At 72.6% G+C, this 24,378-nt stretch carries 24 protein-coding genes, 1 tRNA gene and 2 pseudogenes; 13 read left to right on the forward strand and 14 right to left on the reverse strand.

Annotated elements, in window-relative coordinates:
• Positions 1–51 precede the first annotated feature (51 nt).
• From ACLF3M_RS02340 to ACLF3M_RS02350, 3 genes are all read left to right on the forward strand, one after another.
• The gene (locus ACLF3M_RS02340; RefSeq protein WP_430655232.1) at positions 52–1,323 is read left to right on the forward strand and encodes a hydroxysqualene dehydroxylase; all 1,272 of its coding nucleotides are present in this window, start codon (positions 52–54) and stop codon (positions 1,321–1,323) included.
• Positions 1,320–2,663 carry an aldehyde dehydrogenase family protein gene (locus ACLF3M_RS02345; RefSeq protein ID WP_430655233.1) on the forward strand — a complete coding sequence of 448 codons (1,344 nt, stop codon included), beginning with the start codon at positions 1,320–1,322 and terminating at the stop codon, positions 2,661–2,663. The genes ACLF3M_RS02340 and ACLF3M_RS02345 overlap by 4 nt, the downstream gene beginning before the upstream one ends.
• A gap of 198 nt (positions 2,664–2,861) precedes the next feature.
• Positions 2,862–3,797: a transglycosylase SLT domain-containing protein gene (locus ACLF3M_RS02350; RefSeq protein ID WP_430655234.1), complete on the forward strand. Its 936-nt coding sequence runs from the start codon at positions 2,862–2,864 to the stop codon at positions 3,795–3,797.
• 13 nt (positions 3,798–3,810) lie between these two features.
• Here ACLF3M_RS02350 and ACLF3M_RS02355 read toward each other — a convergent pair.
• From ACLF3M_RS02355 to ACLF3M_RS02380, 6 genes are all read right to left on the reverse strand, one after another.
• Positions 3,811–3,893: transfer RNA gene (locus tag ACLF3M_RS02355), tRNA-Leu, on the reverse strand.
• Positions 3,873–4,787 (reverse strand): SAM-dependent methyltransferase, encoded by a 915-nt coding sequence (locus tag ACLF3M_RS02360; RefSeq protein ID WP_430655235.1) that lies wholly within the window; start codon positions 4,785–4,787, stop codon positions 3,873–3,875. Before ACLF3M_RS02360 ends, ACLF3M_RS02355 begins: the two co-directional genes overlap by 21 nt.
• Positions 4,788–5,150, reverse strand: a complete 363-nt coding sequence (locus tag ACLF3M_RS02365; RefSeq protein ID WP_430655236.1) for a DUF423 domain-containing protein — start codon at positions 5,148–5,150, stop codon at positions 4,788–4,790.
• Between the two features lie 105 nt (positions 5,151–5,255).
• Positions 5,256–5,960, reverse strand: a complete 705-nt coding sequence (locus tag ACLF3M_RS02370) for an endonuclease V (RefSeq protein ID WP_430655237.1) — start codon at positions 5,958–5,960, stop codon at positions 5,256–5,258.
• Between the two features lie 63 nt (positions 5,961–6,023).
• On the reverse strand, positions 6,024–6,965 hold the full coding sequence (locus tag ACLF3M_RS02375) for a metal ABC transporter solute-binding protein, Zn/Mn family (RefSeq protein WP_430655238.1): 942 nt from the start codon (positions 6,963–6,965) through the stop codon (positions 6,024–6,026).
• A gap of 111 nt (positions 6,966–7,076) precedes the next feature.
• The gene (locus ACLF3M_RS02380; protein WP_430655239.1) at positions 7,077–7,421 is read right to left on the reverse strand and encodes an NIPSNAP family protein; all 345 of its coding nucleotides are present in this window, start codon (positions 7,419–7,421) and stop codon (positions 7,077–7,079) included.
• A 192-nt stretch (positions 7,422–7,613) separates the two neighbouring features.
• On the opposite strand from ACLF3M_RS02380, the gene phnC reads away from it, so the two are divergent.
• The 7 genes from phnC (at position 7,614) to phnE (ACLF3M_RS02415) (ending at position 15,241) form a co-directional block, all read left to right on the forward strand.
• Positions 7,614–8,441, forward strand: a complete 828-nt coding sequence (phnC, locus tag ACLF3M_RS02385) for a phosphonate ABC transporter ATP-binding protein (protein ID WP_430655240.1) — start codon at positions 7,614–7,616, stop codon at positions 8,439–8,441.
• A 59-nt stretch (positions 8,442–8,500) separates the two neighbouring features.
• Positions 8,501–9,463: a phosphate/phosphite/phosphonate ABC transporter substrate-binding protein gene (gene phnD / locus ACLF3M_RS02390; RefSeq protein ID WP_430655241.1), complete on the forward strand. Its 963-nt coding sequence runs from the start codon at positions 8,501–8,503 to the stop codon at positions 9,461–9,463.
• Between the two features lie 7 nt (positions 9,464–9,470).
• The gene (gene phnE, locus ACLF3M_RS02395) at positions 9,471–11,258 is read left to right on the forward strand and encodes a phosphonate ABC transporter, permease protein PhnE (protein ID WP_430655242.1); all 1,788 of its coding nucleotides are present in this window, start codon (positions 9,471–9,473) and stop codon (positions 11,256–11,258) included.
• Positions 11,259–11,447: 189 nt separating this feature from the next.
• Positions 11,448–12,407: a phosphate/phosphite/phosphonate ABC transporter substrate-binding protein gene (phnD, locus tag ACLF3M_RS02400; RefSeq protein WP_430655243.1), complete on the forward strand. Its 960-nt coding sequence runs from the start codon at positions 11,448–11,450 to the stop codon at positions 12,405–12,407.
• On the forward strand, positions 12,404–13,360 hold the full coding sequence (phnD, locus tag ACLF3M_RS02405) for a phosphate/phosphite/phosphonate ABC transporter substrate-binding protein (protein WP_430655244.1): 957 nt from the start codon (positions 12,404–12,406) through the stop codon (positions 13,358–13,360). Before phnD (ACLF3M_RS02400) ends, phnD (ACLF3M_RS02405) begins: the two co-directional genes overlap by 4 nt.
• A gap of 139 nt (positions 13,361–13,499) precedes the next feature.
• Positions 13,500–14,390, forward strand: a complete 891-nt coding sequence (phnE, locus tag ACLF3M_RS02410; protein ID WP_430655245.1) for a phosphonate ABC transporter, permease protein PhnE — start codon at positions 13,500–13,502, stop codon at positions 14,388–14,390.
• Complete coding sequence (gene phnE / locus ACLF3M_RS02415; protein ID WP_430655246.1) at positions 14,387–15,241, forward strand: phosphonate ABC transporter, permease protein PhnE; 855 nt, start codon at positions 14,387–14,389, stop codon at positions 15,239–15,241. The genes phnE (ACLF3M_RS02410) and phnE (ACLF3M_RS02415) overlap by 4 nt, the downstream gene beginning before the upstream one ends.
• 11 nt (positions 15,242–15,252) lie before the next feature.
• On the opposite strand, the gene ACLF3M_RS02420 is transcribed toward phnE (ACLF3M_RS02415), so the two are convergent.
• Positions 15,253–15,510, reverse strand: a complete 258-nt coding sequence (locus ACLF3M_RS02420; protein WP_430655247.1) for a hypothetical protein — start codon at positions 15,508–15,510, stop codon at positions 15,253–15,255.
• A 306-nt stretch (positions 15,511–15,816) separates the two neighbouring features.
• Here ACLF3M_RS02420 and ACLF3M_RS02425 point away from each other — a divergent pair.
• From ACLF3M_RS02425 to ACLF3M_RS02435, 3 genes and pseudogenes are all read left to right on the forward strand, one after another.
• Positions 15,817–16,029, forward strand: a pseudogene (locus tag ACLF3M_RS02425) (hypothetical protein); the annotation flags it as partial.
• Positions 15,927–16,817, forward strand: a pseudogene (locus ACLF3M_RS02430) (calcium-binding protein); the annotation flags it as partial. The pseudogenes ACLF3M_RS02425 and ACLF3M_RS02430, both read left to right, overlap by 103 nt.
• A 169-nt stretch (positions 16,818–16,986) precedes the next feature.
• On the forward strand, positions 16,987–17,679 hold the full coding sequence (locus ACLF3M_RS02435) for a calcium-binding protein (protein ID WP_430655248.1): 693 nt from the start codon (positions 16,987–16,989) through the stop codon (positions 17,677–17,679).
• A 319-nt stretch (positions 17,680–17,998) separates the two neighbouring features.
• Here ACLF3M_RS02435 and ACLF3M_RS02440 read toward each other — a convergent pair whose 3' ends face one another.
• The 7 genes from ACLF3M_RS02440 to ACLF3M_RS02470 all read right to left on the reverse strand — a co-directional run bounded on the left by ACLF3M_RS02440 (position 17,999) and on the right by ACLF3M_RS02470 (position 24,333).
• Positions 17,999–18,667, reverse strand: coding sequence for a hypothetical protein (locus ACLF3M_RS02440; protein WP_430655249.1), 669 nt, complete (start codon positions 18,665–18,667; stop codon positions 17,999–18,001).
• Positions 18,668–18,801: 134 nt separating this feature from the next.
• Positions 18,802–19,236: a helix-turn-helix domain-containing protein gene (locus tag ACLF3M_RS02445; protein ID WP_430655250.1), complete on the reverse strand. Its 435-nt coding sequence runs from the start codon at positions 19,234–19,236 to the stop codon at positions 18,802–18,804.
• A gap of 219 nt (positions 19,237–19,455) precedes the next feature.
• Positions 19,456–20,676: an MFS transporter gene (locus ACLF3M_RS02450; protein WP_430655251.1), complete on the reverse strand. Its 1,221-nt coding sequence runs from the start codon at positions 20,674–20,676 to the stop codon at positions 19,456–19,458.
• 45 nt (positions 20,677–20,721) lie between these two features.
• Positions 20,722–21,411 carry an ATP-binding cassette domain-containing protein gene (locus ACLF3M_RS02455; protein ID WP_430655252.1) on the reverse strand — a complete coding sequence of 230 codons (690 nt, stop codon included), beginning with the start codon at positions 21,409–21,411 and terminating at the stop codon, positions 20,722–20,724.
• Positions 21,411–22,709, reverse strand: a complete 1,299-nt coding sequence (gene devC / locus ACLF3M_RS02460; protein WP_430655253.1) for an ABC transporter permease DevC — start codon at positions 22,707–22,709, stop codon at positions 21,411–21,413. The genes ACLF3M_RS02455 and devC overlap by 1 nt, the downstream gene beginning before the upstream one ends.
• Positions 22,706–23,740, reverse strand: a complete 1,035-nt coding sequence (locus tag ACLF3M_RS02465) for an efflux RND transporter periplasmic adaptor subunit (protein ID WP_430655254.1) — start codon at positions 23,738–23,740, stop codon at positions 22,706–22,708. The genes devC and ACLF3M_RS02465 overlap by 4 nt, the downstream gene beginning before the upstream one ends.
• The gene (locus tag ACLF3M_RS02470; protein WP_430655255.1) at positions 23,737–24,333 is read right to left on the reverse strand and encodes a TetR/AcrR family transcriptional regulator; all 597 of its coding nucleotides are present in this window, start codon (positions 24,331–24,333) and stop codon (positions 23,737–23,739) included. The genes ACLF3M_RS02465 and ACLF3M_RS02470 overlap by 4 nt, the downstream gene beginning before the upstream one ends.
• Between the last annotated feature and the right edge of the window lie 45 nt (positions 24,334–24,378).

Consider the following 24,378-nt stretch of genomic DNA (forward strand, 5'->3'; position numbering starts at 1 on the left):
CTCCCCCGCCGCCACTCCCCCCTCCCCCGCTTTTGCGGGGGAGGGACGGGGATGGGGCCGCTTTCCACGCCACCGTTCCCGACCATGACCTTCCACGTCGTCGGCGCCGGCGTAGCGGGCCTCGCGGGCGCGCTCCTCCTCGTCAAGTCAGGCCATCGAGTCACGATCCACGAAGCGTCGCCGGCGGCCGGCGGCCGCGCGCGCGCGCTGCCCGACGGGACGGACAACGGCACCCACGCCCTGCTCGGCGCCAACCGCGTCGCGCTGCGCTTCCTGACCGCGATCGGCGCGCGCGAAGGCTGGGTCGAGCCTGAGCCCGAGGGGCTGCCGGTTCTCGACCTCGACGACCATTCCGCGCGCCGCGTTGCGCTCTCGCCGCTCGGCTGGATCACCGCGGCAAAGCGGCCCAACGGCATGTCGATGGGCGGGCTCGGCAGCCTGATCGGGCTGGCGCTGCCGGGCGCCGACCGGACCATTGCGCAGGCCTTCGCCGCGCATCCCGACCTGCTGCGATCCCTCGTGGAGCCGCTGACCGTCGCCGCGCTGAACACGCCGGCCGACGAAGCCTCGGCGAAGCTGCTCGGCGTGATCCTGCGCCGCCTGGCGATGCCGGGCGCGGCGAAGCTCTATGTCGCCTCGCGCGGGCTCGGGCCCGATCTGGTCGCGCCCGCCGTCGCGACGCTGGCCTGCCACGGCGCCTCGCTGCAGGCGGGCGCGCGGCTGCGTGGCATCGGGCGCGACGGCGACAAGGCGATCACGCTCGATTTCGGCGACCACGTCGTGGACCTCGCGCCGGAGGACCAGGTGATCCTGGCGCTGCCGCCCTGGGAGGTCGCGCGGCTGCTGCCGGAGGTGCCGGTGCCCGACCGCCACGCGCCGATCTTGAACGTGCATTTCGCGCAGGAGACCGACGGGCCGGTGCGCTTCATCGGCCTGCTCGGCGGGCTCGCGCAATGGGTGCTGGTGCGGCCCGAGGGTGTCTCCGTCACGGTAAGCGCGGCCGACGATTCCGTGGGCCTGTCGGACGAGGAAGCCGCCGCGCGGATCTGGCCCGAGGTGCGAGAGGCCGCGATCCGCTTCGACCTGCCGGGCGACTGGCCCGTCGATCCGCCGCGCGCGCGCGCCGTCCGCGAACGGCGCGCGACGCCGCGTCACGGCACCGGCCCGCGCCCGAGGCCGAGGCGCATGCCCCTGGCCAATCTGGCGCTCGCCGGCGACTGGACCCTGCCCGAACTGCCCGCGACGATCGAGGCCGCAATCCGCTCCGGCGAGGCCGCGGCGGCGGCGCTGATGGCGACGCCATTGCCGAAGGAAACGGCGTGACCCCTGCCGAGGCTCTGGCCGCGCTGCGCGCCGCAGAGGCGCGCGACGGGCGACTGTCCGTCGCGCAGCGGCGCGAATTGCTGAAGCGGCTCGCGGAGGCCGTTCTGGACCGTGCCGAAGATCTTGCCCGCGCGCTCGACGCGGATTACGGCGGGCGCTCGCGCTACGACACGCTGCTGGCCGACGTGCTGATCGTCGCCGACGCCGCGAAATACTCGCGCTTCTGGCTGCGCTGGTGGGCTCGCCCGCGGCGGGCCTGGGTGCCCTATCCCTTCTGGCCGACGACGGCGGCGGAGGAGCCGGTGCCGAAGGGCGTGGTCGGCGTCGTCGCGCCCTGGAACTACCCGGTGCAGCTCGCCCTCTGGCCTGTGGTGGACGCGATCGCCGCGGGCAACCGGGTCTGCGTGAAGCCATCCGAATTCGTGCCGCGCACGGCGGCGATCCTGGCCGAGGTGCTCGACGCCGCGCTGGGGCCCGACGTCGCGTGCTGCGTGCAGGGCGGCGCGGATGTCGCAGCGGATTTTTGTGCGCAGCCCTGGGACCACCTGGTGTTCACCGGCGGCACCGCGACGGGGCGCAAGGTGGCCGAGGCCGCTGCGCGCAACCTGGTGCCGGTCACGCTGGAGCTCGGCGGCAAGTGCCCCTGCATCGTGCTGCCCGGCGCCGAGCTCCACGCCGCCGCGCGGGACATCCTGGCGGGCAAGGCGGTGAATGCCGGCCAGACCTGCATCGCGCCGGACACCGTGCTGCTGGTCGGCCACGACGCCGTCGCCTTCGAGGCGGCCTGCCGCGCGTCGGGGATCGCCGAGCCGGAAGGCGCGGTGGCGTCGGACGCGCAGGCCGCGCGGCTGGACGCGCTGGCGCGGGATGCGCGCGTCACGCCGCTCGGCGCGGATGCGGGGCGCCGGCGCGCCATCGCGCTGGCCGAAGCGCCGGCCGGGGCAGCGCTGTCGCGCGAGGAGATCTTCGGCCCGCTGCTCGCAGTCCAGAAGATGCGCGACCTCGAGGAGGCCATTGCCTGGATCGCCGCGCGGCCGGCGCCGCTCGCGATCTATCTCTTCGGCGCGACGCGCGCGGAGGAGGAAAGGATTGCGGCCCGCACGCGGTCGGGCGCGCTGGTGACGGGGCGCGCGGTCGAATACGCGGCCTTCCCCGCGCTCGGCTTCGGCGGCGTCGGCGCGTCGGGGATGGGGCGCTACCACGGGCGCGCGGGCTTCCGGGAATTCTCCGACATGCGCGCCCGGGTGCGACACGGGCGCTGGAGCCTCTCGCGCTTCTTCGACCTGCCGCGCAAGCCGATCGCGGCGAAGCTGACGGCGCAGCTGCTGAAGAAGCGCTGAACCTCGCGGTGTCGCGAGCCCAGGAACTCGCGTCCTGGTGACACTTTAGGCTGGTGGCTTCGATCTATAGCTCAGTCAGCGCTGCCCGCTTTCGCGGCAGCGATGCCCCGGCCGACCACCTGCCCCCCCGGTCGGACCGGACGACCGGCTGCCCTCTCGCCCCCCGAGGAGGAGACTGTGGACAGGCACGCACGCCTCATGCCCGCGCGCCGCGCGGGCCGGACGCCCGTCGCTGCGGTGGCACTGGCGCTTAACCTGCTCGTCGCACCTTTCGCGTCCTCGCCGGCCGAGGCGACCGGGCGGGCCCGCGCGGACGCCGCCGCCAAGCAGGTCCGCGCGGACGATCGCCGGACGGCGCGCCCGACGGCCAGGCTCGCCGCCCGGGCACCGACACGGGCGACCGCCGCCGCGCGGCCGACACCGCCGTCGGTCAGGACCGCGCAGGCCGCACCCATCCTGCCGAATGTCGAACCGGGCGTGCTGGAGGCCGTGTGGGCCGCGGCGGGCGCACGCGATGCGGACGGCGTGCTTCTGCTCGCCCTCGCCTGGCGGGAGAGCCGCTTCGATCCCGATGCCGAGAACCCGGCTTCGTCGGCACGTGGGCTGATGCAGTTCACGCGCGACACCTGGCTCGAGACGATCAGGGATCACGGGCGGGCACATGGGCTCGATGCGCACGCCGCGGCCGTCGTGACGGACCGCTCGACCGGCGACGTCTCGGTGGCGGACGCAGCGCTGCTCGCCGAGATCCTCGCCTTGCGCGACGATCCCGGATTGTCGGCGGCGCTCGCGATGACGCGGATCCGGAAGGCCCAGACGCGGCTGGCCGAGGTGCTGAAGCGACCGGTCAGGGCTGCCGATGTGTATCTCGTCCACTTCCTCGGCCAGGTCGGGGCGGAGCGCTTCCTGCGGCAACTCGCCCGCACGCCGTCGCATCGCGCGGCGTCCTACGTTTCGCCCGAGATCGTGGCCGCGAACGGATCGGTGTTCATCGCGCGCTCAGGCCGCCATCGCAGCCTGAACGAGGTCTATGCCGACATCCAGGGATCGCTCGATCCGCGCCGCGGCCCGCATGCCGCGATGCTCGCGCGCATGCGCCAGGTTGAGACGATCGTGCTGGCCTCGGCGCCGTAGGTCGAGGGGGGGATGCCCGCCGCCGGACTCGAACCGGCACACCCCGAGGGATTGCGGATTTTAAGTCCGCTGCGTCTACCGTTCCGCCAGGCGGGCGAACATCAACTCGTGCTTGTTGTGCGCACCATGGAATAGCACGGCACCCTCGATCGCTGCGAATTCCGCGGCGACGTCGTGGTCGGTGGAGCCCTGGAACTTGATGGTGCAGACCAGGTTCCGCGCCGCCCCGGCCGCAATCCAGCGGCGCACCAGTGCGAGCAGCCGCGCGGGATAGCAGATCACGTCGCTGAACAGCCACTCCACCAGCGGCTCCTTCGCGGGATCCAGGCCGAAGGCGCTCTCGCTGCGCATGGTCACGCCGGGCATGGCGGCGACGCGGGGATCGAGGGGGGCCTTGTCCACCGCCTCCACCCGCGCGCCCAGCCGCGCCAGGGCCCAGGTCCAGCCGCCGGGCGAGGCCCCGAGGTCGATGCAGCGCTCGCCAGGGCCGGGATGGCGGCCGAGCCGCGTCAGCGCCTCCCACAGCTTGAGGTAGGCGCGGGATGGCGGGCCTTCCCTGTCCTCGACGAAGGCGACCTCGCCGTTGATGAAGGGGCTCGCCTTGACCGGCGAAGCCAGCAGGCGGTCCGGCGCCAGCAGCGTCCAAGCGCCGAGATGGGATGTCGGCGCTGGTTCCGGAAAGGCCAGCGGCCGCGCCTTCACCGGCGGCAGACGCTCGGTGATCAGCGCGGCGCGGCGGTGATGCGTGGCGGCGTAGGCCGACCAGTTCCGCTGGATCGCGCGCAGCGCGTCGGAGGCCGCCTTCACCGACGGGGCCGCGATCTCCCGCGGGTCGGTCCAGACGTCGAGTGCCCAGGCCGAAGCAAGCGGCGGATCCCGCGACAGCGCGAGCCGGCCGTGCCAGGCCTCGACGCGGCGGCCGGCGCGGCGCAGCTCCTCCGCGAGTTCCGCCTCGAAGCCCTCGGCGGCGAGGTAGGCGCTCGCGATCATTCAGCGCTGCGGGGCGAGCAAGGCGGCGACGCCGAACACGCCCCAGCCCACCATCAGCACCGTGCCGCCGACCGGCGTGACCAGGCCGATCGAGTGCTCGGTCAGCGCGCGCACGAAGACGCCGCCGCAGAACAGCAGCGTGCCCGCCGCGAAGAGCGCCGCCGCGACATGCACCATCCGCCCGCGCCGGCGCTCCGCCAGCAGCCCCGCGCCGATCAGCGCCAGCGCGTGCCAGGCGCCGATGGAGGCGCCGGTCGTCGCCAGCGCGGCGCGGTCCGGCGCGAGCCCGTGCGAGGCGACCGCGGCCATCGCCACCGAGACCAGGCCGAAGACGGCGCCGAGCGCGATCCAGATCCGGGACATGCCGGCGTGCTAAAGCATTTTCCAGTCAGGCGGAATCGCCTGACGACTCGGAAAACGCGTATGGATGAACGGCATGACCATGAGCCGCGCTTCTGTCGGCGCGGGTCATGGTCCCGGCCCCGCCCGCGCGGAAAGCCGCAGCGCCCCGGCGGCCTCATGCGCGGCCTGGGTCGGCGCGGGCAGGCGGCGGCCGGTCAGGCAGCGCCGCACCCAGTCCAGCGCCGTCTCCTGCGACACGCGATGCCCTGGCGAGACGTAGAGTGGGTTGGCGCCCCGCCGGCTGCGCAGGGCTACGCCGATGCGCCTGCCCTTGAACACCAGTGGCGCGCTCGCGCCGGCGTCGTCCGGCAGCGTGCCCTCGACCTCGCCGACCAGCGGCGACTTCGCGACGCCGATGACCGGCACGTCCAGCACCAGGCCGAGCAGGCAGGCGATGCCGAGCCCCTTGGGATGCGCGAGCCCGTGCCCGTCCATCATGACGAGGTCCGGCTTGGGATCGAGCCGCGCCCAGGCCTCGGCCAGCGCGGGCACTTCGCGGAAGCCGAGCAGCCCCGGGACATAGGGCAGCCCGCCCGTCGTCGTCGCCCCGCCGCGGCCGAGCGGCGACAGCGACGGCCAGCCCAGCGCGACGATCGCGGCATGCACCGTCCGCGTGGGATCGAAGCGCGTGGAGGAGGCGTCGGCACCGCCGATCACGCTGACCTCCCCGGTGCGGTCCGCGGTCTCGACGCGTTCGGCGAGCGCCGGGACCAGCAGCCGCGCCTCGGCCGCGGTCGCGGGAAAAGGAAGGCCGTCGGGGAGCGAGGGCATCCCGTCATCCTGGCCCATCGCGCCCGCCGGTCCAGGCCGCGGCGAACAGGATGCGGTGAGGCTCTACGCCACCTCGCCCCGCATCGCGGGCACCAGCAGCGAGACATTGTGGCGGAACATCGCCTCGTAGCTCGGCGCCGGGCCAGCGGGCTCGGACAGCGCGTCGGCATAGAGGCGGCCGCGCACGCGCACCCCGGCCTCCCGCGCCAGGCGCTCCAGTGTCGCGGGGTTGCCCATGTTCTCGAGGAAGACGGCGGTGATGCCCTCGGCGCGGATCTGCCGGATCAGCGCGCCGACCTGCTGCGCGCTGGGTTCCGATTCCGTGGAGACGCCCTGGGGCGCGAGGAAGCGGATGCCGTAGGCCGCGCCGAAATAGCCGAAGGCGTCGTGGCTGGTGACGACCTTGCGGCGCGCCTCCGGCACGGCCGCGACCTCGGCGCGGACCCAGCCATCCAGCGCCTGCAGCCGGCCGGCATAGGCCTCGCCGGCCGCCCGGTAGGCCGCTTCGTGGGCGGGATCGGCGGCGGCCAGGCCGCGGGCGAAGTTGCGGACATAGGCCATGCCGAGGCGGAGGTCCTGCCAGGCATGGGGGTCCGGGACCTCCCGCGGGCCGCCGGCCTGGGATGGGCGCCGTTCCGCCCCGCCATGGTGCAGATGGGCGGGCATGGAGCGCGGCGCGATGCCCTCCGTCGCGGTGACAACCGGGCCGCGATAGCTGGCGCTGCGCATCACGCGGTCCATCCAGGCGTCGAAGCCGAGCCCGTTGCGCACGACCAGCGCGGCGTAGCGCAGCGCCTCGGCATCGGAGGGGCGAGGCTGGAAGGCATGGGCGTCGGTGTTCGGCCCGGCGATGGCGCGGAGCTGCGCGCGCGGTCCGGCGATCTCGGCGACCATGTTCCCCAGGATGGAAAAGGACGCCACCACCCGCAGCGGCGCCTGCGCGGCAACCCGCCGGGGCAGGCAGGCGGGTGCGGCGAGGACAGCGAGGAGGCTTCGACGGCGCATGGGGTACCTGGAACGCTACGTTATATCATTACATGTATCGAAGAGGGCCGTCTCAAGCAAGGCGCGCACCTCCCTCCCCCGTCCACGGGGGAGGGGGGGAGATAGGCCGCGCTACGCCTTCTGCGCCTGAAAGGCCGAGAAGAAGCCGGTTGGGCGGACCATGCGGTTTTCCATCCTGATCAGAAGGCCGCGCGCCGCGGCTTCCTTCAGGTAGGTCCCCCAGGCCGGGTCGGCGGCCATGGCGTTGCGCCGGCGCTCCCGGTCGGCCTGGTCGGCATAGCCCCAGATGTGGACGACGGTGTTCAGCTCGCCTTCCACCGTCGTGTACCAGCCCAGGCAGTTCTCCAGGTATTTCAGCTGCAGCGGCCAGGCAAGCTCCTCGTAGAGCCTGACGAACTCCGGCAGGCGGTTCGGCAGCGTGGTGTAGATCCGGACGTCGACGAGGCCGTGGGCCATGGGCGTTCTCCGCATGATGGGGTCTGCGGGCCCAGCATCGCGCCGCAGGCGCGTGGGCGAAAGCCGTCCCCGGATCGGCGCGCGAAAGCCGTTGCCTCGTCCACGATCCGGTAAGAGACATGCGGACGTCACCGGACCATCATTCGGTTGTCATCGGGCGCCTCTAGAGGCGCGGTACGGAAAGGCAGGGGCATGCTCGAACTCCAGGGGCTGACGCGGCGCTTCGGCGCGGTGACGGCCGTCAGCGACGTGCGGCTCGTCATCCCCGACGGGCAGATGGTGGGCGTGATCGGCCGCTCCGGCGCCGGCAAGTCCACGATGCTGCGCATGATCAACCGCCTGACCGACCCGTCCGAGGGGCGGATCCTCTATGGCGGGCAGGACGTGACGGCGCTGAAGGGCGCCGCGCTCCGCCGCTGGCGGACGGACTGCGCGATGATCTTCCAGCAGTTCAACCTGGTGCAGCGGCTGGACGTGCTGACCAACGTGCTGATCGGGCGGCTGAACCACCGCACCGGCCCCTTCGCGACGCTGACCTCCCTGCTCTGCATGTTCACGCCGGAGGAGCGCGCGCAGGCGATCCGCACGCTGGACCGCTTCGACCTGGCCGACACGGCGCTGCAGCGCGCCGACACGCTGTCGGGCGGGCAGCAGCAGCGCGTCGCGATCTGCCGCGCCCTGCTGCAGCAGCCGAAGGTGCTGCTGGCCGACGAGCCGATCGCCTCCCTCGATCCGCGCAACGCGAAGGTCGTGATGGACGCGCTGCGCCAGGTGAACCGCGAAGACGGGCTCACCGTGCTGACCAACCTGCACCACCTGAACACCGCGCGGCATTATTGCGACCGGATCGTCGCGATGCAGGCCGGCCGCGTGATGTTCGACGGCCCGCCGGCGGAGCTGACGGCGGCGCGCGTGCAGGAGATCTACGGCGTCTCCGAGGACGAGTTCGAGGAGTCCGCCGACCCCACCGCCACCCCGGCGCCGCAGCGCACCGCGGGCGCGGCGACCGTCGCCGCCTGAGCACGCCTCGGGTCGGTCCGGTCGTCAATCCCCCCAACACGACCGGGAGTCCCCGACCCATGCTGACCCGCAGGCTTTTCGCCGGCCTCCTTGCCGCGGCGCCCGTCGCGCCGGCCGTCGCCCAGACGCCCGCCATGCCGGCCGCGGGGCGCCGCCCCTGGGCCCAGCAGGTGCCGCAGATCCGCCTCGGCCTGCTCGGCGGCGAGAACGAATCCGACCGCCTCGGCCGCTTCGAGGCCTATCGCGCGCTGATGGAGCAGACCTTCGGCGTGCCCGTCCGCCTGTTCCCGGCCGCCGACTATGCCGGCGTGATGCAGGCCTTCAGCGCCCGTCAGATCGAGGGTTCCTCGCTCGGCGCCTCGGCCTATGCCGGGGCCTGGCTCGACACCAATGGCGGCGTCGAGCCGCTCTTCGTCGCGCGGGAGAACGACGGCGGCATCTCCTACGTCTCGGTGATCGTGGTGCGCGCCGACAGCGGCATCACCGGCCTCGAGCAGCTGCGCGGCAAGTCGCTGGCCTGGGCCGACCCGAACTCCACCTCGGGCTACCTGATCCCGCGCAGCGAACTGCGTGGCGCCGGGATCGGCACGGAAAGCGGCCAGTACTTCTCCCGCACCGGCTTCGGCGGCGGGCATGAGCAGGCCGTCGTCGCCGTGCTGCAGCGCCAGTACGACGCGGCCGCGACCTGGGCATCCGGCCAGGGCGAGGAAAGCCAGGGCTACAGCCGCGGCAACCTGCGCGCCATGGTCGAGAAGGGCATGCTCGACATGCGCGACCTCCGGGTGATCTGGACGTCCCGCCCGATCCCGAACGGCCCGATGACCGTCCGCCGCGACCTGCCGGCCGAGTTCAAGAAGGACTTCACCGACTTCCACGTCGCGCTGGCCGCCACGCACCCGCAGGTCTACCAGCAGATCGAGCGCGGCAGCGGCCAGGGCTACGCCCCGGTGACGCATGCGATGTTCGACCCGATCGTCCAGCTCCGCCGCGACGAGGCCGCCGAGCGCCGCCGCCGGTCCTGACGGCTTCGTGGACATCGCGCTGACGTCGGCGGCGCTGGCCGCGCGTGACCCGGTCGCGCGCGGCGAGACCGCCTTCCGTCAGGCGCGGCGGATGCGCCGCCGCGCCACGCTGGTTGCCTGCGCGGTGCTGTTCTGCTGCGTCCTGGTCGCGGGCTGGGTCAGCCAGGTCGAGCCGACGACGCTGGCCGACGGCATCCCGCGCATCGGCGAATACATCTGGCGCACCCTGCCGACGCTGCGCCAAGACGTGCTGTTCGCGAGCTGGGAAACGGACGGCAGCCTCGCGGCCTGGATGTACCGGCTCGACAAATGGGCCTGGCTGCTCTTCGAGACGAGCCAGATGGCCCTGCTCGGCACCCTGGTCGGAACGCTGGCCGCCACCCTGCTCTGCTTCGTCGCGGCGCGGAACCTCTCGCCCTCGCCGATCGCCTACCAGCTGGCGCGGCGCTTCCTCGAGGTCTGCCGGACGGTGCCGGAGATCGTCTACGCGCTGATCTTCGTCTGGGCCTTCGGCATCGGCCCGCTGGCCGGCATCCTGGCCATCATCATCCACACCGTCGGCGCCAACGGGAAGCTCTTCGCCGAGGTGGTGGAGAACATCGAGCCCGGCCCGGTGGAGGGCGTGTGCGCCGCCGGCGGCGGCTGGTTCGCGCGGGTGCGCTTCGGCGCCCTGCCCCAGGTCCTGCCGAACTTCCTGAGCTACGCCCTGCTGCGCTTCGAGATCAACGTGCGCGGCGCGAGCGTGATCGGCTTCGTCGGCGCGGGCGGCATCGGCGAGGAACTCTACCACGTCATCGCCTTCAACTACTACGAGGAGATCAGCGCGATCGTGCTGCTGATCGTGCTGACCGTCGCCTCGATCGACCTGCTGAGCGAGCGGCTGCGCCGCAACATCTCCGCCGCCGTGCCGTCGGCGCGCAAGCCCTGGCCGGCGCCGCTGCCGCATCCGCTGCCGCGCGACCTCGATGCGCTGCGCGCGGCAATGCCGGCGGCCTTCGGCGCCACGCCGGCGGTGCGCGCGGCGCGGATCGGGATCGGCCTCGGCGCTATCGCCTGGCTCGGCTTCCTCTGCTGGTGGTTCGACATCACGCCCAACCGCATCGCGCGCGGGCTGTCCGGGCTCGGCACCATCGTGACGCTGATGATCCCGCCTTCCCCCGGCGAGCTCTGGCGGGAGATCCTGTGGGGCATGGCGGAATCCGTCGCCATGGCCTTCCTCGGGACGCTGGTCGCCGCGACCATCGCCGTGCCGCTCGGCTTTCTCGGCGCGGGCAACGTGGTGACCAATGCGCTCGCGCATTTCTCGGTCCGGCGCTTCCTGGATGGCTTCCGCGGCATCGACCAGCTGATCTGGGCGCTGACCTATGTGCGCGCCGTCGGCCTCGGCCCGCTGGCCGGCGTGCTGGCGATCGCGACCGCCGACATCGCGGTCTTGGCCAAGCTCTATGCGGAGGCGATCGAGAACGCGGAGCGCAAGCAGGCCGAGGGCATCGAGGCGGTCGGCGGCAGCGGGCTGATGCGTACGCGCTTCGGCCTGCTGCCCCAGGTGCTGCCGGTGATGCTGGCGCAGGCGCTCTATTTCTTCGAGAGCAACACCCGCGCGGCGACCGTGCTCGGCGTCGTCGGCGTGGGCGGGATCGGGCTGCAGCTCGCCGAGCGGATCAAGGTCCGGCACTGGGACGAGGTCGCCTTCATCATCATCCTGATGATCGCGACGGTGGCGGTCATCGACCTGATCTCCTCGCGCATCCGCCACGCGCTGATCGGGTCGCGCCAGGGGATCGCGGCGCACTGATACCAACGGCCGCATTCAGCGGCTCGTCGGTATCGTCATGTTGGTGCCCTCAAGCGGCGGGCGCGGCCTCAGGCTGCTGCGCAGGCCGCGGGTCGCCGAAAGCCGGCGTTGGCATGAACGCCCCCGCGCTCCGCCGTTGACCGGCGGGCCGCGGTGGAGGCAGATGACGCCATGATGACACGTGCCTCCATGCCCCGCCGGCAGGCCCTCGCCCTGGTCGGGATGGCCGCCGCCATGCCCGCGCTAGCCCAGGCCCCGGCCTTCCCGCCCATGCCGCCGGCCGGGCGGCGCCCCTGGGCCGACCAGGTGCGCGAGATCCGCATCGGCCTGCTGACCGACGAGAACCAGGCCGACCGGCTGGCCCGCACGCGCGCCTATCGGGAGCTCATCTCCCAGCATTTCGGCGTCCCCACGCGCATCTACGAGGCCGCGGACTACAACGGCGTCGTCCAGGGCTTCTCGGCCCGGCAGCTCGAGATCTCGGGCATGGGCGCGCTGGTCTATGCGCGGATCTGGCTCGACACCAACGGCAACATCGAGCCGCTGGTCACCGCGCTGAACGAGGACGGCGTCGCGACATACCTCTCCGTCATGTATGTCCGCGCGGACAGCCCGATCCGCAGCCTGGACGACATGCGCGGGAAGTCGCTGGCCTTCTCCGACCCCAACTCGACCTCGGGCTTCCTGGTGCCGCGCAGCGAGCTGCGCGAGGCCGGCATCGACATCCCGACCTACTTCTCCCGCACCGGATTTGCCGGCGGGCAGGAACAGGGCGTCGTCGCCGTGCTGAACCGGCAATACGACGCGGGCGTCACCGCGACCTCGGCCGAGGGCGACCCGGCCCGCGGCTTCAACCGCGGCACCTTCCGCCTGATGGTGGACAAGGGCCAGCTGAACATGAACGACATCCGCATCATCTGGCGCAGCCGGCCGATCCCGGGCGGGATGATCGCCGCGCGCGCCGACCTGCCGCAGGGCTTCAAGGACGACATGCGCGCCTTCCACCTGGCGCTGCCCGGTGCCTACCCCGAGATCTACCGCCAGATCGAGCGCGGCACCGGCGCGGGCTATGGCCTCGCGACCCACGCGATGTACGAGCCGATCCTGGCCATGGCGCGCGCCGAGGCGCAGGCGAGGCGCCAGCGTTGACGACGATCCGCGGTGCCACGCGCCGTGCGGCGCTGGCGCTGCTGGCGCTGCCCGCTGCGGCGCGCGCGCAGAGCCTGCCGCCGCCGGGCCGCCGGCCCTGGGCCGACCAGCTGCGGGAAATCCGCGTCGGCCTGCTGGGCGGCGAGAACGAGGCCGACCGGCTCGCCCGCTTCGGCGGCTTTCAGGCCGCGCTGGAGGCGCAGTTCCGGGTGCCCGTGCGCATCTATCCCGCCGGCGACTATGCCGGCGTGATGCAGGCCTTCGCCGCACGGCAACTGGAGGTCTCGACCATGGGGCCGCTGCCCTATGCGCGGATCTGGCTCGACACGCAGGGCAACATCGAGCCGCTGGTCGTCGCGCGCGACGCCGATGGCACGGTGTCCTATGTCGCGGTGATGTATGTCCGCGCGGACAGTCCGATCATGTCGCTCGAGCAGATGCGCGGGCACAGCCTGGCCTGGGCCGATCCGAACTCGACCTCGGGCTACCTGGTGCCGCGCAGCGAGCTGCGCGAGGCCGGCATCGACGTGGACCGTTTCTTCTCCCGCACCGGCTTTGCCGGCGGGCACGAGCAGGCGATCGTCGCGGTTCTGGCCGGGCAGTACGACGCCGGCGTGACCTGGGCATCGGGCGTCGGCGAGCAGAGCCAGGGCTTCACCCGCGGCGCGCTGCGCGCGATGGTCGAGAAGGGTATGCTCGACATGGCGCGGCTGCGCATCATCTGGCGGTCGCGGCCGATCCCGAACGGCCCGACCGCGGTGCGCGCCGACACGCCGCCGGCCTTCCGCGACGACCTCCGCGCCTTCATGCTGGCGCTGCCCACGCAGCACCCCGAGGTCTTCCACCAGATCGAACGCGGCGCCACGGCGGGCTATGCGCCGGCGACGCAATCGATGTTCGACCCGGTGATCGCCATGGCCCGCGCCGAGGCCGCGGCGAGGCGGCAGCGGTGACGAAGCGGCCCCCTCCCGACCCTCCCCCGCAACTGCGGGGGAGGGCCAAGTGGCCCGACCCGGCCCTTGCTTCCCGCTCCCCCGCAGTTGCGGGGGAGGGATGGGGAGGGGGCGCGCGACAGAGCCGGCGCGTGCGCTGATGTCCGCCACCGTCGCCCCGCCCGCCATCTCCACCTTCGAACGCCGCCGAGCCGAGCTTCTCGCGCAGCGCCGCCGCGCGACGCTGCTCTACGGCACGATCCTGCTGGCCTGCCTGCTGGTCTCCGCCTGGGTCGCGGAGCTCAGCCCCGCCAGGCTCGCCGACGGCATCCCGCGCTTCGGCGAATACTTCGCGCAGACCATCCCGCAACTGCGGTGGAACCACCTGTTCGACGGGGTGAAGCAGGAAGGCTCGATCGCCTACTGGTTCTACCGCCTCGACGAATGGTCGCTGCTGCTGCTGGAGACCGCGAACATTGCGGCCTTCGCGACGCTCTCCGGCACCGTGATTGCCTTCTTCCTCGCCTTCCTCGCGGCGCGGAACGTGGCCCCCCGCCCCTGGCTCGCCGGCGCCGTGCGCCGCCTGCTGGAGGCCTGCCGGACGGTGCCCGAGATCGTCTACGCCCTGATCTTCGTCTGGGCCTTCGGCGTCGGGCCGCTCGCCGGGATCCTGGCCATCGCGCTGCACACCATCGGCGCCTGCGGCAAGCTCTTCGCGGAGGTCATCGAGAATACCGAGCTCGGCGCCGCGGACGGCGTGAAATGCGCAGGCGGCAGCTGGGTGCAGCAGATGCGCTTCGGCATCCTGCCCCAGATCGCGCCGAACCTGCTGAGCTATGCGATCCTGCGCTTCGAGATCAATGTCCGCGGCGCGAGCGTCATCGGCTTCGTCGGCGCCGGCGGCATCGGGCAGGAGCTCTACGCCGTCATCGCGCAGAACTACTACGAGGAGATCAGCGCGATCGTCGTGCTGATCATCGTTGCGGTGTCGCTGATCGACCTCAGCTCCGAACGGCTGCGCCGGCGCCTGACCGAGGGCGGCAGGGCATGAGCGGCGCCGCCGACGACCTCGCCTTCGCCAGGGCCCGCGTGCCCGCGGCCTTCGTGCCGCCGCTGCGCAGGCGCCTCTGGCGGCTGACCCTCTGGCTGCTGCTGGTCGCCTGGATCGCGGGCTGCTGCGTCTGGTTCGACATCACCCCCGGCCGCATCGCGAAGGGGTCGGAAAATCTCGGCGTCATCGTCCGGCTGATGATCCCGCCCTCGCCCGGCGAGCATTGGGACGAGATCGCGCAGTCACTGGCACAGACCGTCGCGATGGCCTTCCTCGGCACCTTCATCGCGGCGCTCGTGGCGGTGCCGCTCGGCTTCCTCGGCGCCGGCAACGTCGTGACGAACTGGCTGTTCCACTTCTCGCTGCGGCGGATCTTCGACGGCTTCCGCGGCGTGGACCAGCTGATCTGGGCGCTGGTCTTCGTGCGCGCCGTGGGCCTGGGGCCGCTCGCGGGGCTGCTCGCGATCGCGGTCGCCGATGTCGCGGTGCTGGCAAAGCTGTATGCCGAGGCCATCGAGAACGCCGAGCGCCGCCAGATGGAAGGCGTGCGCGCGGTGGGCGCGAAGCCCTCCCTCGTCGTGCGCTTCGCCCTGCTGCCGCAGGTCTTCCCGGTGATGCTGGCCCAGGCACTCTATTTCGTGGAAAGCAACACGCGCTCGGCCTCCGTCCTCGGCATCGTCGGCGCCGGCGGCATCGGGCTTTCCATCGCGGAGCGCATCCGCATCCGCGCCTGGGACGAGGTCGCCTTCATCATCATCCTGCTGCTGGTGACCGTCGCGATCATCGACACCCTGTCGGCCCGGGTCCGCGCGCGCCTGATCGGCACGCGGGAGGGCATGGTCCGCCACTAGAGGCGAGACGGTCAGCCCCTGCCGTTGGTCTGCGCCTTGTTCGCCCAGCCATTCGAGACGGGGTGGCCGTCCGGCGGCGGGCGCCGGCCAATGGACCAGTTTGCCTCGATGCGGATCTCCGAGTTGGGGACCGTCCAGCAACTGCCGTCGGAGTCGAGGAAGACCACCCAGAGCAGGTGGCTCTCGGCGCCGTAATCCAACAGGAAATGCGCCAGGCCTTTGCCCTTCGGCGTCACCAGCGGCAGCGGCGGATCAAGCTGGAGGATCATGCCCGACCGCAACGTCCGGGTGGACGAAGCGTTTCACCCCGGCATTAGCCCGCAATCGCTCTAAGTGTGCACGCCGCAGGCGGGCATACGAAGAGCGTGAATCGCCGGGCCGGAGAAGGCTGGGCCCACATTGCCCTGACCACAGGCAGGGCAATGCGGGATCGGCCTTTCATCCAGCCTCTGCGTTGACAATATGTGGTTTCATACACGCAATGATTGATGACCAATGCCTGCTCCACTGCCGCCTAGTTCCGGCGTCTCACCGGCGGCAATGACGCCTTCACCGTGCCGGGCGGCGGCGCCACGATGTTCGGCCTTGCCGGCAGCGACACCCCGCTGAGGCTCGGCGGCAGCGATGCGCTGATCGGGGACGCGGGAGCGGATTCGCTGATCGGCCGCCTCGGTGCGGACAGCGTTTGGGGCGGGGCGGACACCTCGCGCGACACGCTCTTAGGCGGCAACGGCGACGACCTTCTGGTCGCCCTGGGCGGGGCGGATTCCGTCTCGGCCGGTATCGGCGCGGACACCATCTGGGGAGCCGAGACGCAGCGGGCGGCGACGCTGCTGGGGGTAGCGGCCCTACCGTGCTGGATGGCGGCGAGGGCGCGGATTCGCTGCGCGGCAGCAGCCAGGCCGATCAGCTCAGCGGGGGGATCGGGGCGGACACCGCCGATGGCGGCCCAGGCGGCGACGCGATCGCGGGTGGCGAGGACGGCGACAGCATCGCGGGGGGCGGCGGCAACGACACGATCCGCGGGGGAGCCGGCTGGGACACGCTGAAGGGCGAGGCCGGCGACGATCTGCTGTATGCGGGCGCGGGGCTCGACCAGGTCGATGGCGGGGACGGCGCGGACACGCTGATCGCCGACGGCGCGGGCACTCTAGTGGCCGATGGCACCGGCGCGGCCGCAGCGGACTCGCTATCCGCCTTCGCGCCGTCCACCTTCGTCTCCCGCGGCGGCGGTGACACGCTCCAGGGCAGCGCCTTCGCCGGCGCCGGCGCGGCCGACACGCTGGTGCTGGACTTGAGGGGCAAGGCCGGCGCGATCGGCCTGGCCGCCGGCGATCCCAACACCGAGGCCACGGTTTCGGGCGACGGCACGCGCATCCTGCGCATGGAGCGCTTCCTGGTCACCGGCGAGTCGGGCGCCGATTCGATCGCCGTCGATAGCGGCGGCAGCATCGCGCAGGCGGATTCGCTGATCGGCAGCGCCGGCAACGACACGCTGAGCGCGGGCGCGGGCAATGACGCGCTGGCCGGCGGCGACGACGCGGATTCGCTGGTCGGCGGCGCCGGCTCCGATAGCCTGGCGGGCGAGGCCGGCGCGGACACGCTGGTCGGCGACGGTCCCGGCAGCGGCGAGGATACGCTGAACGGCGGGACGGGATCGGATCTGATGCTCGGCGGCGATCATCTCGGGCGGTGGCGGTGGATCGCTAGCCGGCGGGGCGAATGCCGACCGTCTCGAGCTCAATATGCTCTGGCGCAACGACGGGCTGACCTTCGTCGCGCCGTCTGGCAGCGGCAGCGCGACGGTGATCGGAGACCGCACCGTGGTCACCGGCTTCGAGTTCTACGTGCTCTACGGCAGCGGCACCGGCGGGGACACGCTATCCTTCGCCAATGCGGGCGGCGGCTCGCTGCACGGCCTTGGCGGCGCGGACAGCCTGGTCGGTGGCTTCGAGCCGGACACGCTGCTCGGCGGCGACCAGGACGACGCGATGGATGGCGGGTCCGGCGGCAACGACTACATGGCCGGCGGCGCGGGCAACGACGTCTATGTCTGGCGCGGCGACGGCACGGCCGACAGCTTCGTCGAAGCAGCGAATGAGGGCTTCGACGAGGTCCGCACCACGGTGAGCACCACCTGGCGGGACGGCTGGACCAACATCGAGCGACTGGTCCTGCTGGGCGGCAATGGCAGCGCGACCGGCTCGGGGGGGAACGACGAGCTGGTGGGGGCGGATGGCGCGCAGACGCTCGATGGCGGCTCCGGCAACGATACGGTCTCCGGCCTCGGCGGCGACGACGTGCTGTTCGGCAGCAACGGCGCGGATTCGCTCTCTGGCGGCACCGGCAACGACGAGATGGAAGGCGGCGCCAGCAACGACACGCTGGAAGGTGCCATCGGCAACGACACGCTGGAAGGCACGGCGCGGATACGCTGACCGGCGGGGATGGCGCGGACCGTTTCCGCTTCAGCAGCTGGGGCGAGTCCACCGACCGCATCGTGGATTTCACCGGCGGCGCCGACAGGCTGCTGATCAGGAATAGCAGCTTCGGATCCGCCGGATCCCAACCGAGCTTCCTCTACGATGATCCGCAGCAGGCCGGCACGCCACTGTTCTACGTCGTCTCGAACCAGGACGGCACCAGGAATGCTCTGGTTCGACCTCGATGGTTCGGGCGGGCAGCAGGGTGCCGCCGTCGCCATCTTCACCAACACCGTCACGCTGTCGCAGTCCGACTTCGAGTTCTACTGACGCCTCAGCTCGTCGGCAGCCAGATCTCCAGCGTCTGCGGCGGCGGCTGCGGGACATAGGCGCGGAAATCCTGGATCGCCCAGCCCCGGCCGAGCCGGCCCGCCAGCCGCGCCGCGGCAGCCTGGTCCTCCTCGTGGAAGTAGCGGATCACGGGGGTGGAGGGGACGAACGGCGCGGGCCTGATCTCACGCACCTGCACGCCCGCGTTGCGCAGCGCCTGCGCGAGCTCCGTCGCGGCCCCCGCGCCGGCGGCGGATTGCGCGCGGTGATGGACGAAGACGCGCAGCCGTCCCAGCGGCTCCGCCGAGGCCTGGAGTGCCGGCGGGGCACTGGCCGCAACGTTGGGCGGGGCGGTGGGTGCAGGGCCGGCGATGGCCGGGGGCGCGTTCGCGGGGGTGACCGGGGGCGCGACCGAGGCCGGCACTTCCCGGCGCAGCTGCTCGGCCTGGTCGCGCAGCGCCGCAACCTCCTGCTCGAGCCGCGTCCGCGCGAGGCGCAGATTGGCCAGCCGCGCCTCCTCCGCCGCGATCTCGGCGCGGCTGTCGGGCTCCGGCGCGGAGCGGGACAGCGCGGGCGGAAGGCCGGCGCCGGGCGGACGGATGGGCGGCGGGCCGCCCGCGCCAGCCCAGACGCCGACCGCGACCAAGCCGCAAATCGCAAGGCCCAGCGCCACCAAAAGCGGCCGCCGCCTCGCGCGAACGCGGCGCGTCCGAACCTCCACCGTCTCCCGTCGCATCGTCCCGATCCGTCAGCGCGGCTTCGCCGGCGCCGCGAAGCAACGCGCCCGCGCGGCCCGGGTTTCGCCGGTCAGCTGCCGTCGCGCTCCGCCTGGGATTGCGCGGCGAGCGCCCGGGCCATCTGGCTCAGCGCTTCCTGGTGCTTCTCATTGTCGATCAGCGCGAAGTTCCGGGCGAGCTCGAGGCACATGCGCTGGCGGGGGCTGGCTTCCTGCGTCTCGCTTTCTGGCAGCAGCCCCTCGAAGAACCAGGAGACGGGGACGCCGAGCACCTGGCCGATCTCGAACAGCCTTCCGGCCGAAATGCGGTTCAATCCGCGTTCGTACTTGTGCGCCTGCTGATACGTCACGCCAATCATCTTGGCGAGCTGCTGCTGCGACAGTCCCATCATCACGCGGCGTTCGCGGATGCGGGCGCCAACATGGCGGTCGGCGGCATTGGCGCGCTGGCCCGGCCGCTCGGTCGGCGCGGCGGGCGCGCGTCGTTCGGTCTCGGTCGTGGACATGCGTCTTCTTCCTCGCCCGGGTGAAGCTTGTGGGGTTGCAATGCGCCACTAGGCACCGCGTTCCACCCAGGCGCGCATGACATCAGCGTGAGTTTCGCCTGCGAGGAAAACGCTCCGAGGGAACGCTACCTTCACGAGTGCGACAGAGGTGCCCGTTGCGGCCTGTTGACGTCAGCCCACTGCGGCCTCGCGCCGTCAGCCCGCTTCGGCCTCTGGCCGTCAGCCCGCGCGCAGCAAGGGCAGCCACAGCGGTCGCGACAGCCCGAGCATGACAAGGCCGCACCCCGCGACCAAGCAGGTCGCCGCCGGCGCGCCGAGCCAGTTCGCCAGCAGGCCGACCTGCAAGAAGCCGATCACGCCGCTGCCGATTGCGGTGGAGAGCAGGCCGAGCGCACGGCCGCGCAGTTCTGGCGGCGTGACGAGCCAGGTGAGCGTGCCCTGCATGGTCGCGAAACAGGCGCCGCCGATGCCGCTCGCCATCAGTGCGGCGGCGGCCGGCACCGGGCCCGGCGCGACCGCGAAGCCGATCATCATCAGAAGGTAGAAGGCCGTGCCGCCGAGATAGGTCGCGCCATGCAAGGACGGGCGCAGCAAAGCTCCGACCAGCGCGGCGGTGGCCAGCGCGCCGACGCCTTCCATGCTCGCCAGCACGCCGATGCCGCCCGGGCCGAGGCCGAGCGCGTCCTTCCCGATCACGGGGATCATGCTGGTGCAGGGCCAGGCAAACAGGTTGAAGACCATCGTGATCACCATCACGCCGCGCAACTCGGGGATCGCGAGCGTTGCGGTCAGCCCCTCGCGCAGCTCGCCGAGGATGGTCGCGCCGCGCCGCCGCGCGGCGCGGCGGCCCGCGCGTAGACGGAAGGCGACCGCGACCGCGACGAGGTAGAGCGCCGCGGCGAGGCCGAAGGCGGCGCCGGCGCCGAGCCCGCCGAGCAGCACGCCGCCCAGCACCGGGCCGCCGACGCGGCTGATGTTGCTGGACAGCACGTCGAGCGACATGGCGGCGCCGATTCGCGCCGGGCCGACGCTCTCGCCGATCATCATCCGCCGCACCGGATTGTCCGCGGCCCAGCCGATGCCGCCCACCACGCAGGCCAGCGCGACCTGCCAGACCTGCAGCGCGTCCGCCAGCGCCAGCGCCGACATCGCCGCCAGCGCCGCGCCCTGCATCAGCAGGATGGACAGCAGCGCGCTCCGCCGCGGCACGAGATCCGCGACGATGCCGGAGAGCAGGCCGAGCAGCGCCATCGGGGCGACGCGCAGCAGCGTCATCGCGGCGACGAGGAAGGGGGAGCCGGTCTGCTGGAACACGACAACGCCGACGACCAGCATCTCGAGCCAGCGCGCGACGGAGACCGCGAGCCCGGTCAGCCAGAGGCGCCGGAACTCCGGCACCGCGAGCACGCCGCGACCCTGTCTCGACTCCAACGCTTCCACCCGGTGTCCTTCTGCCCCGCAGCTTCGCAGGGCAGCGGGCGGGGCTCAACCCGGGACGGTCTCGGCCTGGACGATGCGGCCGTCCTCCATCGCGACGATCCGGTCGGCGATGTCGAGGATGCGCGGGTCGTGCGTGACCATCAGGATCGCGACGCCGCGCGACTTCGCGAGGCCGCGCATCAGGGTGACGGCCTCGTGCCCCGTCGCCTTGTCGAGCGCGGCGGTCGGTTCGTCCGCCAGCAGCAGCGGCGGATCGGCGGCGAGAGCGCGCGCGACGGAGACGCGCTGGCGCTGCCCGCCGGAGAGCCTCGCGGGGTGGCGTTCCTCGAAGCCGGCGAGGCCGACGGCGGCAAGGAGCTCGCCGGCCCGGGCCAGGCGCCGCGTCTCGCTCATGGTGCCGTCCTGCTCGAGGGACATCGCGACGTTCTGCCGCGCGGTCAGGAAGCCCAGGAGGTTGTGGTGCTGGAAGATGAAGCCGATGCGACGGCGCAGCCGGACGCGGTCCGCCTCCGACGCGCCGGCGAGCTCCTGGCCGAGCACGCGGGCCGAGCCCTGCTGCATCGCGCGCAGCGCGCCGATCAGCGTCAGCAGCGTCGTCTTGCCGCTGCCAGAGGGGCCCGTCAGGAGAACGATCTCGCCGGTCTGCACGGTCAGGTCCACGTCGCGCAGCACCGGGCGGGCGTTCTCGTCGCCGGCATAGGTGTAGGTGACGCCGCGGAGCTCGACGGGGGTCATCAGAACATGTCCGCCGGGTTGGCGTCCCGCAGCTTGCGGACCGCCAGCAGTCCCGCGACGACGCACATCGCGAAGATCATCAGGAACACCGACACGCCCATCTGGACGTCGAGCCGCAGCGGCAGGAAGGTCGCGCTGCCCACGAAGTCGTACAGCAGGAAACTCAGCAGCAGCCCCGGGACGAAGCCGGCCACGGCCAGGATCAGCGCCGCGCCGAGCACCACGCGCGCGAGGTAGAAGCCGGAATAGCCCATCGCCTTCAGCGTCGCGTACTCTTTCAGGTGGCCCGCGATGTCGCTGAACAGGATCTGGTAGACGATCACCATCCCGACCACGAGGCCCATGGCGCTGCCGAAGGCGAAGATGAAGCCGATCGGCGTCGCCTCCTCCCAGTAGCGGCGCTCATGCGCGCGCAGCTCCGCCTGGGTCAGCACCATCACGTCCGGCGGCAGCACCGCGCGAAGCCGCTGCTGCGCGGCGCGAAGGTCGGTGCCCTCGCGCAAGCGGATCGCGACGAGGTCCACCGCGGCGACGTTGCGTTCCTTTGCCACGCGGCGGAAGTTGACCTCCGACAGCACGGCGTTGCCGTCGGCGCCGAAGGACGGCCCGATCTCGATCGTGCCCACGACGTCCATGCGGCGGCTGCCGATCTCGACCTCGACGGGTCCGCCGCGTTCGGCAAGCAGGCGTGCGACGGGGCCGAATTCGGGGCGCGACTGCGTGTCGAAGGCGACGGTGTCGGCGCGCTTGAGCGCCTCCACCAGCGGCGCGAGCCCCGGGAAATCCAGCACGCCGGCGGCGGTGTCCACGCCGATCAGCTGGATGGCACGGCGCGTGCCGTCCATCGGGTTCCGCCAGGTCGCCTGGGCGAGATAGACGGGCACCGCGCGCTCGACCTCCGGCAACGCAAGCGCCTGCTGCGCGCGCACCCGCGGCAGCGGCTCGGGGCGGAAGCTTGCGGTGGTCATGGGGTGCATCAGGAAGAGGTCGCCGCGCATCGCGCCGATCAGGTTCGTGGCGCTCTCGAACAGCGCGCCGCGGAAGCCGAGCTGCATGAAGACCAGCACGCAGGCGAAGAGCACGCCGGCGATGGCGGACGCCAGCCGCGCCTTCTCGCTGCGCAGCTGCCGCCAGGCCAGCCGCACCGCGAACCAGGTGGAGGCCGCGAAACCGGGCGGCGTGCGTCGCGCCAAAGGCGCGCGGGGCTCGGACGCCGGGGCGGAAGGCCGCTGCGGCGCGTCGCCCGTCAGCTCGGGCGCCCAGGGCAGCAGCTTCGCGCGGTCGGGAAGGTCGTTCATGGCGGGATCGCGACCTGGACCTGCATGTTGGACCGCCGCGCCAGCGCGGCCGCGGCCTCCGGCCCCAGCGTCAGCCGCACCTCGACGGTGCGGGCATCCACCGCGGCGACGGGGTCGGTGTTGGCCTGGGTGGTGCGGCGCACCTGCCAGCCGATCTCGCGCAACGTCGCGGGAAACCGCGCGGCCTCGCCGGGTACCAGCACCTCGGCCGGCGCGCCGAGGCGCAGCCGCGGCAGGTCGGTCTCATAGACATCGGCGACGACGTCCATTCGCGAGAGGTCGGCGATCTCGATCACGCCGTCGCTGCCGGCGCGTTCCCCGGCGCGGGCGATGACGCGGATGACGGTGCCGGCGATCGGCGCGCGCAGCCTGGCGAGGTCGGCCTCGGCGCGCGCGCGGGTGGCGGCAGCCTCGGCGCCGGCGAGCTCGGCCTCGGCCAGCGCGACATCCTCCGGCCGCGGGCGGAGCAGGGATTCCAGCACGGCCTCGGCCTCGGCGCGCTCGGCACGGCTGCGGTTGGCGACGAAGCGGGCGCGTTCGGCCGTCGCCTCGGCGCCGGCGCCGCTGCGCTCCAGCCGCTCGGCACGCTCGGCCTCGCGGCGGGCGCTGTCCTCGGCGTTGCGCAGCGCCTCGATTCGGGCGCGCTGCGCGGCGATCTCGGACGGGCGGCCAGCGGCACGGGTGCGATCGAGCCTGGCGCGGGCCTGGGCCGCGGTGGCCTCGGCCTGCAGCAGCGCGGCATCCTTCAGCGCGGCGTCGGAGAACTCCGCCAGCACCTGGCCCGCCTGCACCGCATCGCCCTCCACGACGAGCAGGCGGTCGATGCGGGCGCCGTCCAGGTTCGGCGCGGGGCCAAGGCGGAGGATGCGCGATGCCGGCTCGATCCGGCCGAGGGCGCCGACGCCGACGGGGCCGGTCGCGACCGGGGCGGGGGCGCGCTCGGCCTCGCCCGGCGCCATCCAGAGGAAGCCGGCGCCGCCCGCGGCGGCGAGGAGAACGGCGGCAGAAAGCAGCTTCGCGCCGCGGGTCACGGCGTGCCCTCCAGCAGCCGCAGCAGCGCCGCGCGGGTCTCGGCGCGCTCGGCCGGCGAGGGCTCATACAGGCGGAACAGGCGCGCGAGCAGCATGCCGTCGCAGGCCGCGTTGATGGCATTGCCGACGCCGGGCGGCAGGCCGTCCGCCGCGATGTCGGCGCGGATGCGCGCGACCACCGCGCGGATGGGGTCGAGCAGCCGGGGATCGTGATGGAAGGCCGCGAGGAAGACGGCCGCGGCGCGGTCGTGGCGGTCGTCGCAGGCGCGCAGCGGGCCCTCGCCGGTGGGATCGGCCTCGCCGAAGCCCCATTCCAGGCAGGCGCGCGCGATGCGGCCGGGGCCGGGCGGCTGCTGGGAAACGCCGAACTCGTATTGCTGCTCCATGAAGCCGGCGAGGCGCCGGAGCATGGCGTCGAGCAGCGCCTCCTTCGACGCGAAGTGGTAGAGCAGCCCGCCCTTGGACACGCCGGCGTCGCGCGCGGCGGCTTCCAGGGTCAGGCCGCCGACGCCGCGGGCCATGACGATGGCCTCCGCGGCGTCGAGGACGCGGGTGGGGGCGTCGTGGGAGGTCGTTGCCGGTCCGTCGGTCATGCGGGGATAACTATACCGGCCGGACGGTTTGACAAGAGGTCGACC

The sequence above is a fragment of the Falsiroseomonas sp. HW251 genome, assembly GCF_050563545.1.
In the GTDB taxonomy this organism is placed as follows: Bacteria; Pseudomonadota; Alphaproteobacteria; order Acetobacterales; family Acetobacteraceae; genus Falsiroseomonas.

Bases quoted from the DNA above. Each gene is read 5' to 3' on its own strand.
- ACLF3M_RS02340 (WP_430655232.1), top strand. From the start codon at position 52: ATGGGGCCGCTTTCCACGCCACCGTTCCCGACCATGACCTTCCACGTC.
- ACLF3M_RS02350 (WP_430655234.1), top strand. From the start codon at position 2,862: ATGCCCGCGCGCCGCGCGGGCCGGACGCCCGTCGCTGCGGTGGCACTG.
- ACLF3M_RS02360 (WP_430655235.1), bottom strand. From the start codon at position 4,787: ATGATCGCGAGCGCCTACCTCGCCGCCGAGGGCTTCGAGGCGGAACTC.
- ACLF3M_RS02365 (WP_430655236.1), bottom strand. From the start codon at position 5,150: ATGTCCCGGATCTGGATCGCGCTCGGCGCCGTCTTCGGCCTGGTCTCG.
- ACLF3M_RS02370 (WP_430655237.1), bottom strand. From the start codon at position 5,960: ATGCCCTCGCTCCCCGACGGCCTTCCTTTTCCCGCGACCGCGGCCGAG.
- ACLF3M_RS02375 (WP_430655238.1), bottom strand. From the start codon at position 6,965: ATGCGCCGTCGAAGCCTCCTCGCTGTCCTCGCCGCACCCGCCTGCCTG.
- ACLF3M_RS02380 (WP_430655239.1), bottom strand. From the start codon at position 7,421: ATGGCCCACGGCCTCGTCGACGTCCGGATCTACACCACGCTGCCGAAC.
- phnC (WP_430655240.1), top strand. From the start codon at position 7,614: ATGCTCGAACTCCAGGGGCTGACGCGGCGCTTCGGCGCGGTGACGGCC.
- phnD (WP_430655241.1), top strand. From the start codon at position 8,501: ATGCTGACCCGCAGGCTTTTCGCCGGCCTCCTTGCCGCGGCGCCCGTC.
- phnD (WP_430655243.1), top strand. From the start codon at position 11,448: ATGCCCCGCCGGCAGGCCCTCGCCCTGGTCGGGATGGCCGCCGCCATG.
- phnE (WP_430655245.1), top strand. From the start codon at position 13,500: ATGTCCGCCACCGTCGCCCCGCCCGCCATCTCCACCTTCGAACGCCGC.
- phnE (WP_430655246.1), top strand. From the start codon at position 14,387: ATGAGCGGCGCCGCCGACGACCTCGCCTTCGCCAGGGCCCGCGTGCCC.
- ACLF3M_RS02420 (WP_430655247.1), bottom strand. From the start codon at position 15,510: ATGATCCTCCAGCTTGATCCGCCGCTGCCGCTGGTGACGCCGAAGGGC.
- ACLF3M_RS02435 (WP_430655248.1), top strand. From the start codon at position 16,987: ATGCTCTGGCGCAACGACGGGCTGACCTTCGTCGCGCCGTCTGGCAGC.
- ACLF3M_RS02445 (WP_430655250.1), bottom strand. From the start codon at position 19,236: ATGTCCACGACCGAGACCGAACGACGCGCGCCCGCCGCGCCGACCGAG.
- ACLF3M_RS02455 (WP_430655252.1), bottom strand. From the start codon at position 21,411: ATGACCCCCGTCGAGCTCCGCGGCGTCACCTACACCTATGCCGGCGAC.
- devC (WP_430655253.1), bottom strand. From the start codon at position 22,709: ATGAACGACCTTCCCGACCGCGCGAAGCTGCTGCCCTGGGCGCCCGAG.
- ACLF3M_RS02470 (WP_430655255.1), bottom strand. From the start codon at position 24,333: ATGACCGACGGACCGGCAACGACCTCCCACGACGCCCCCACCCGCGTC.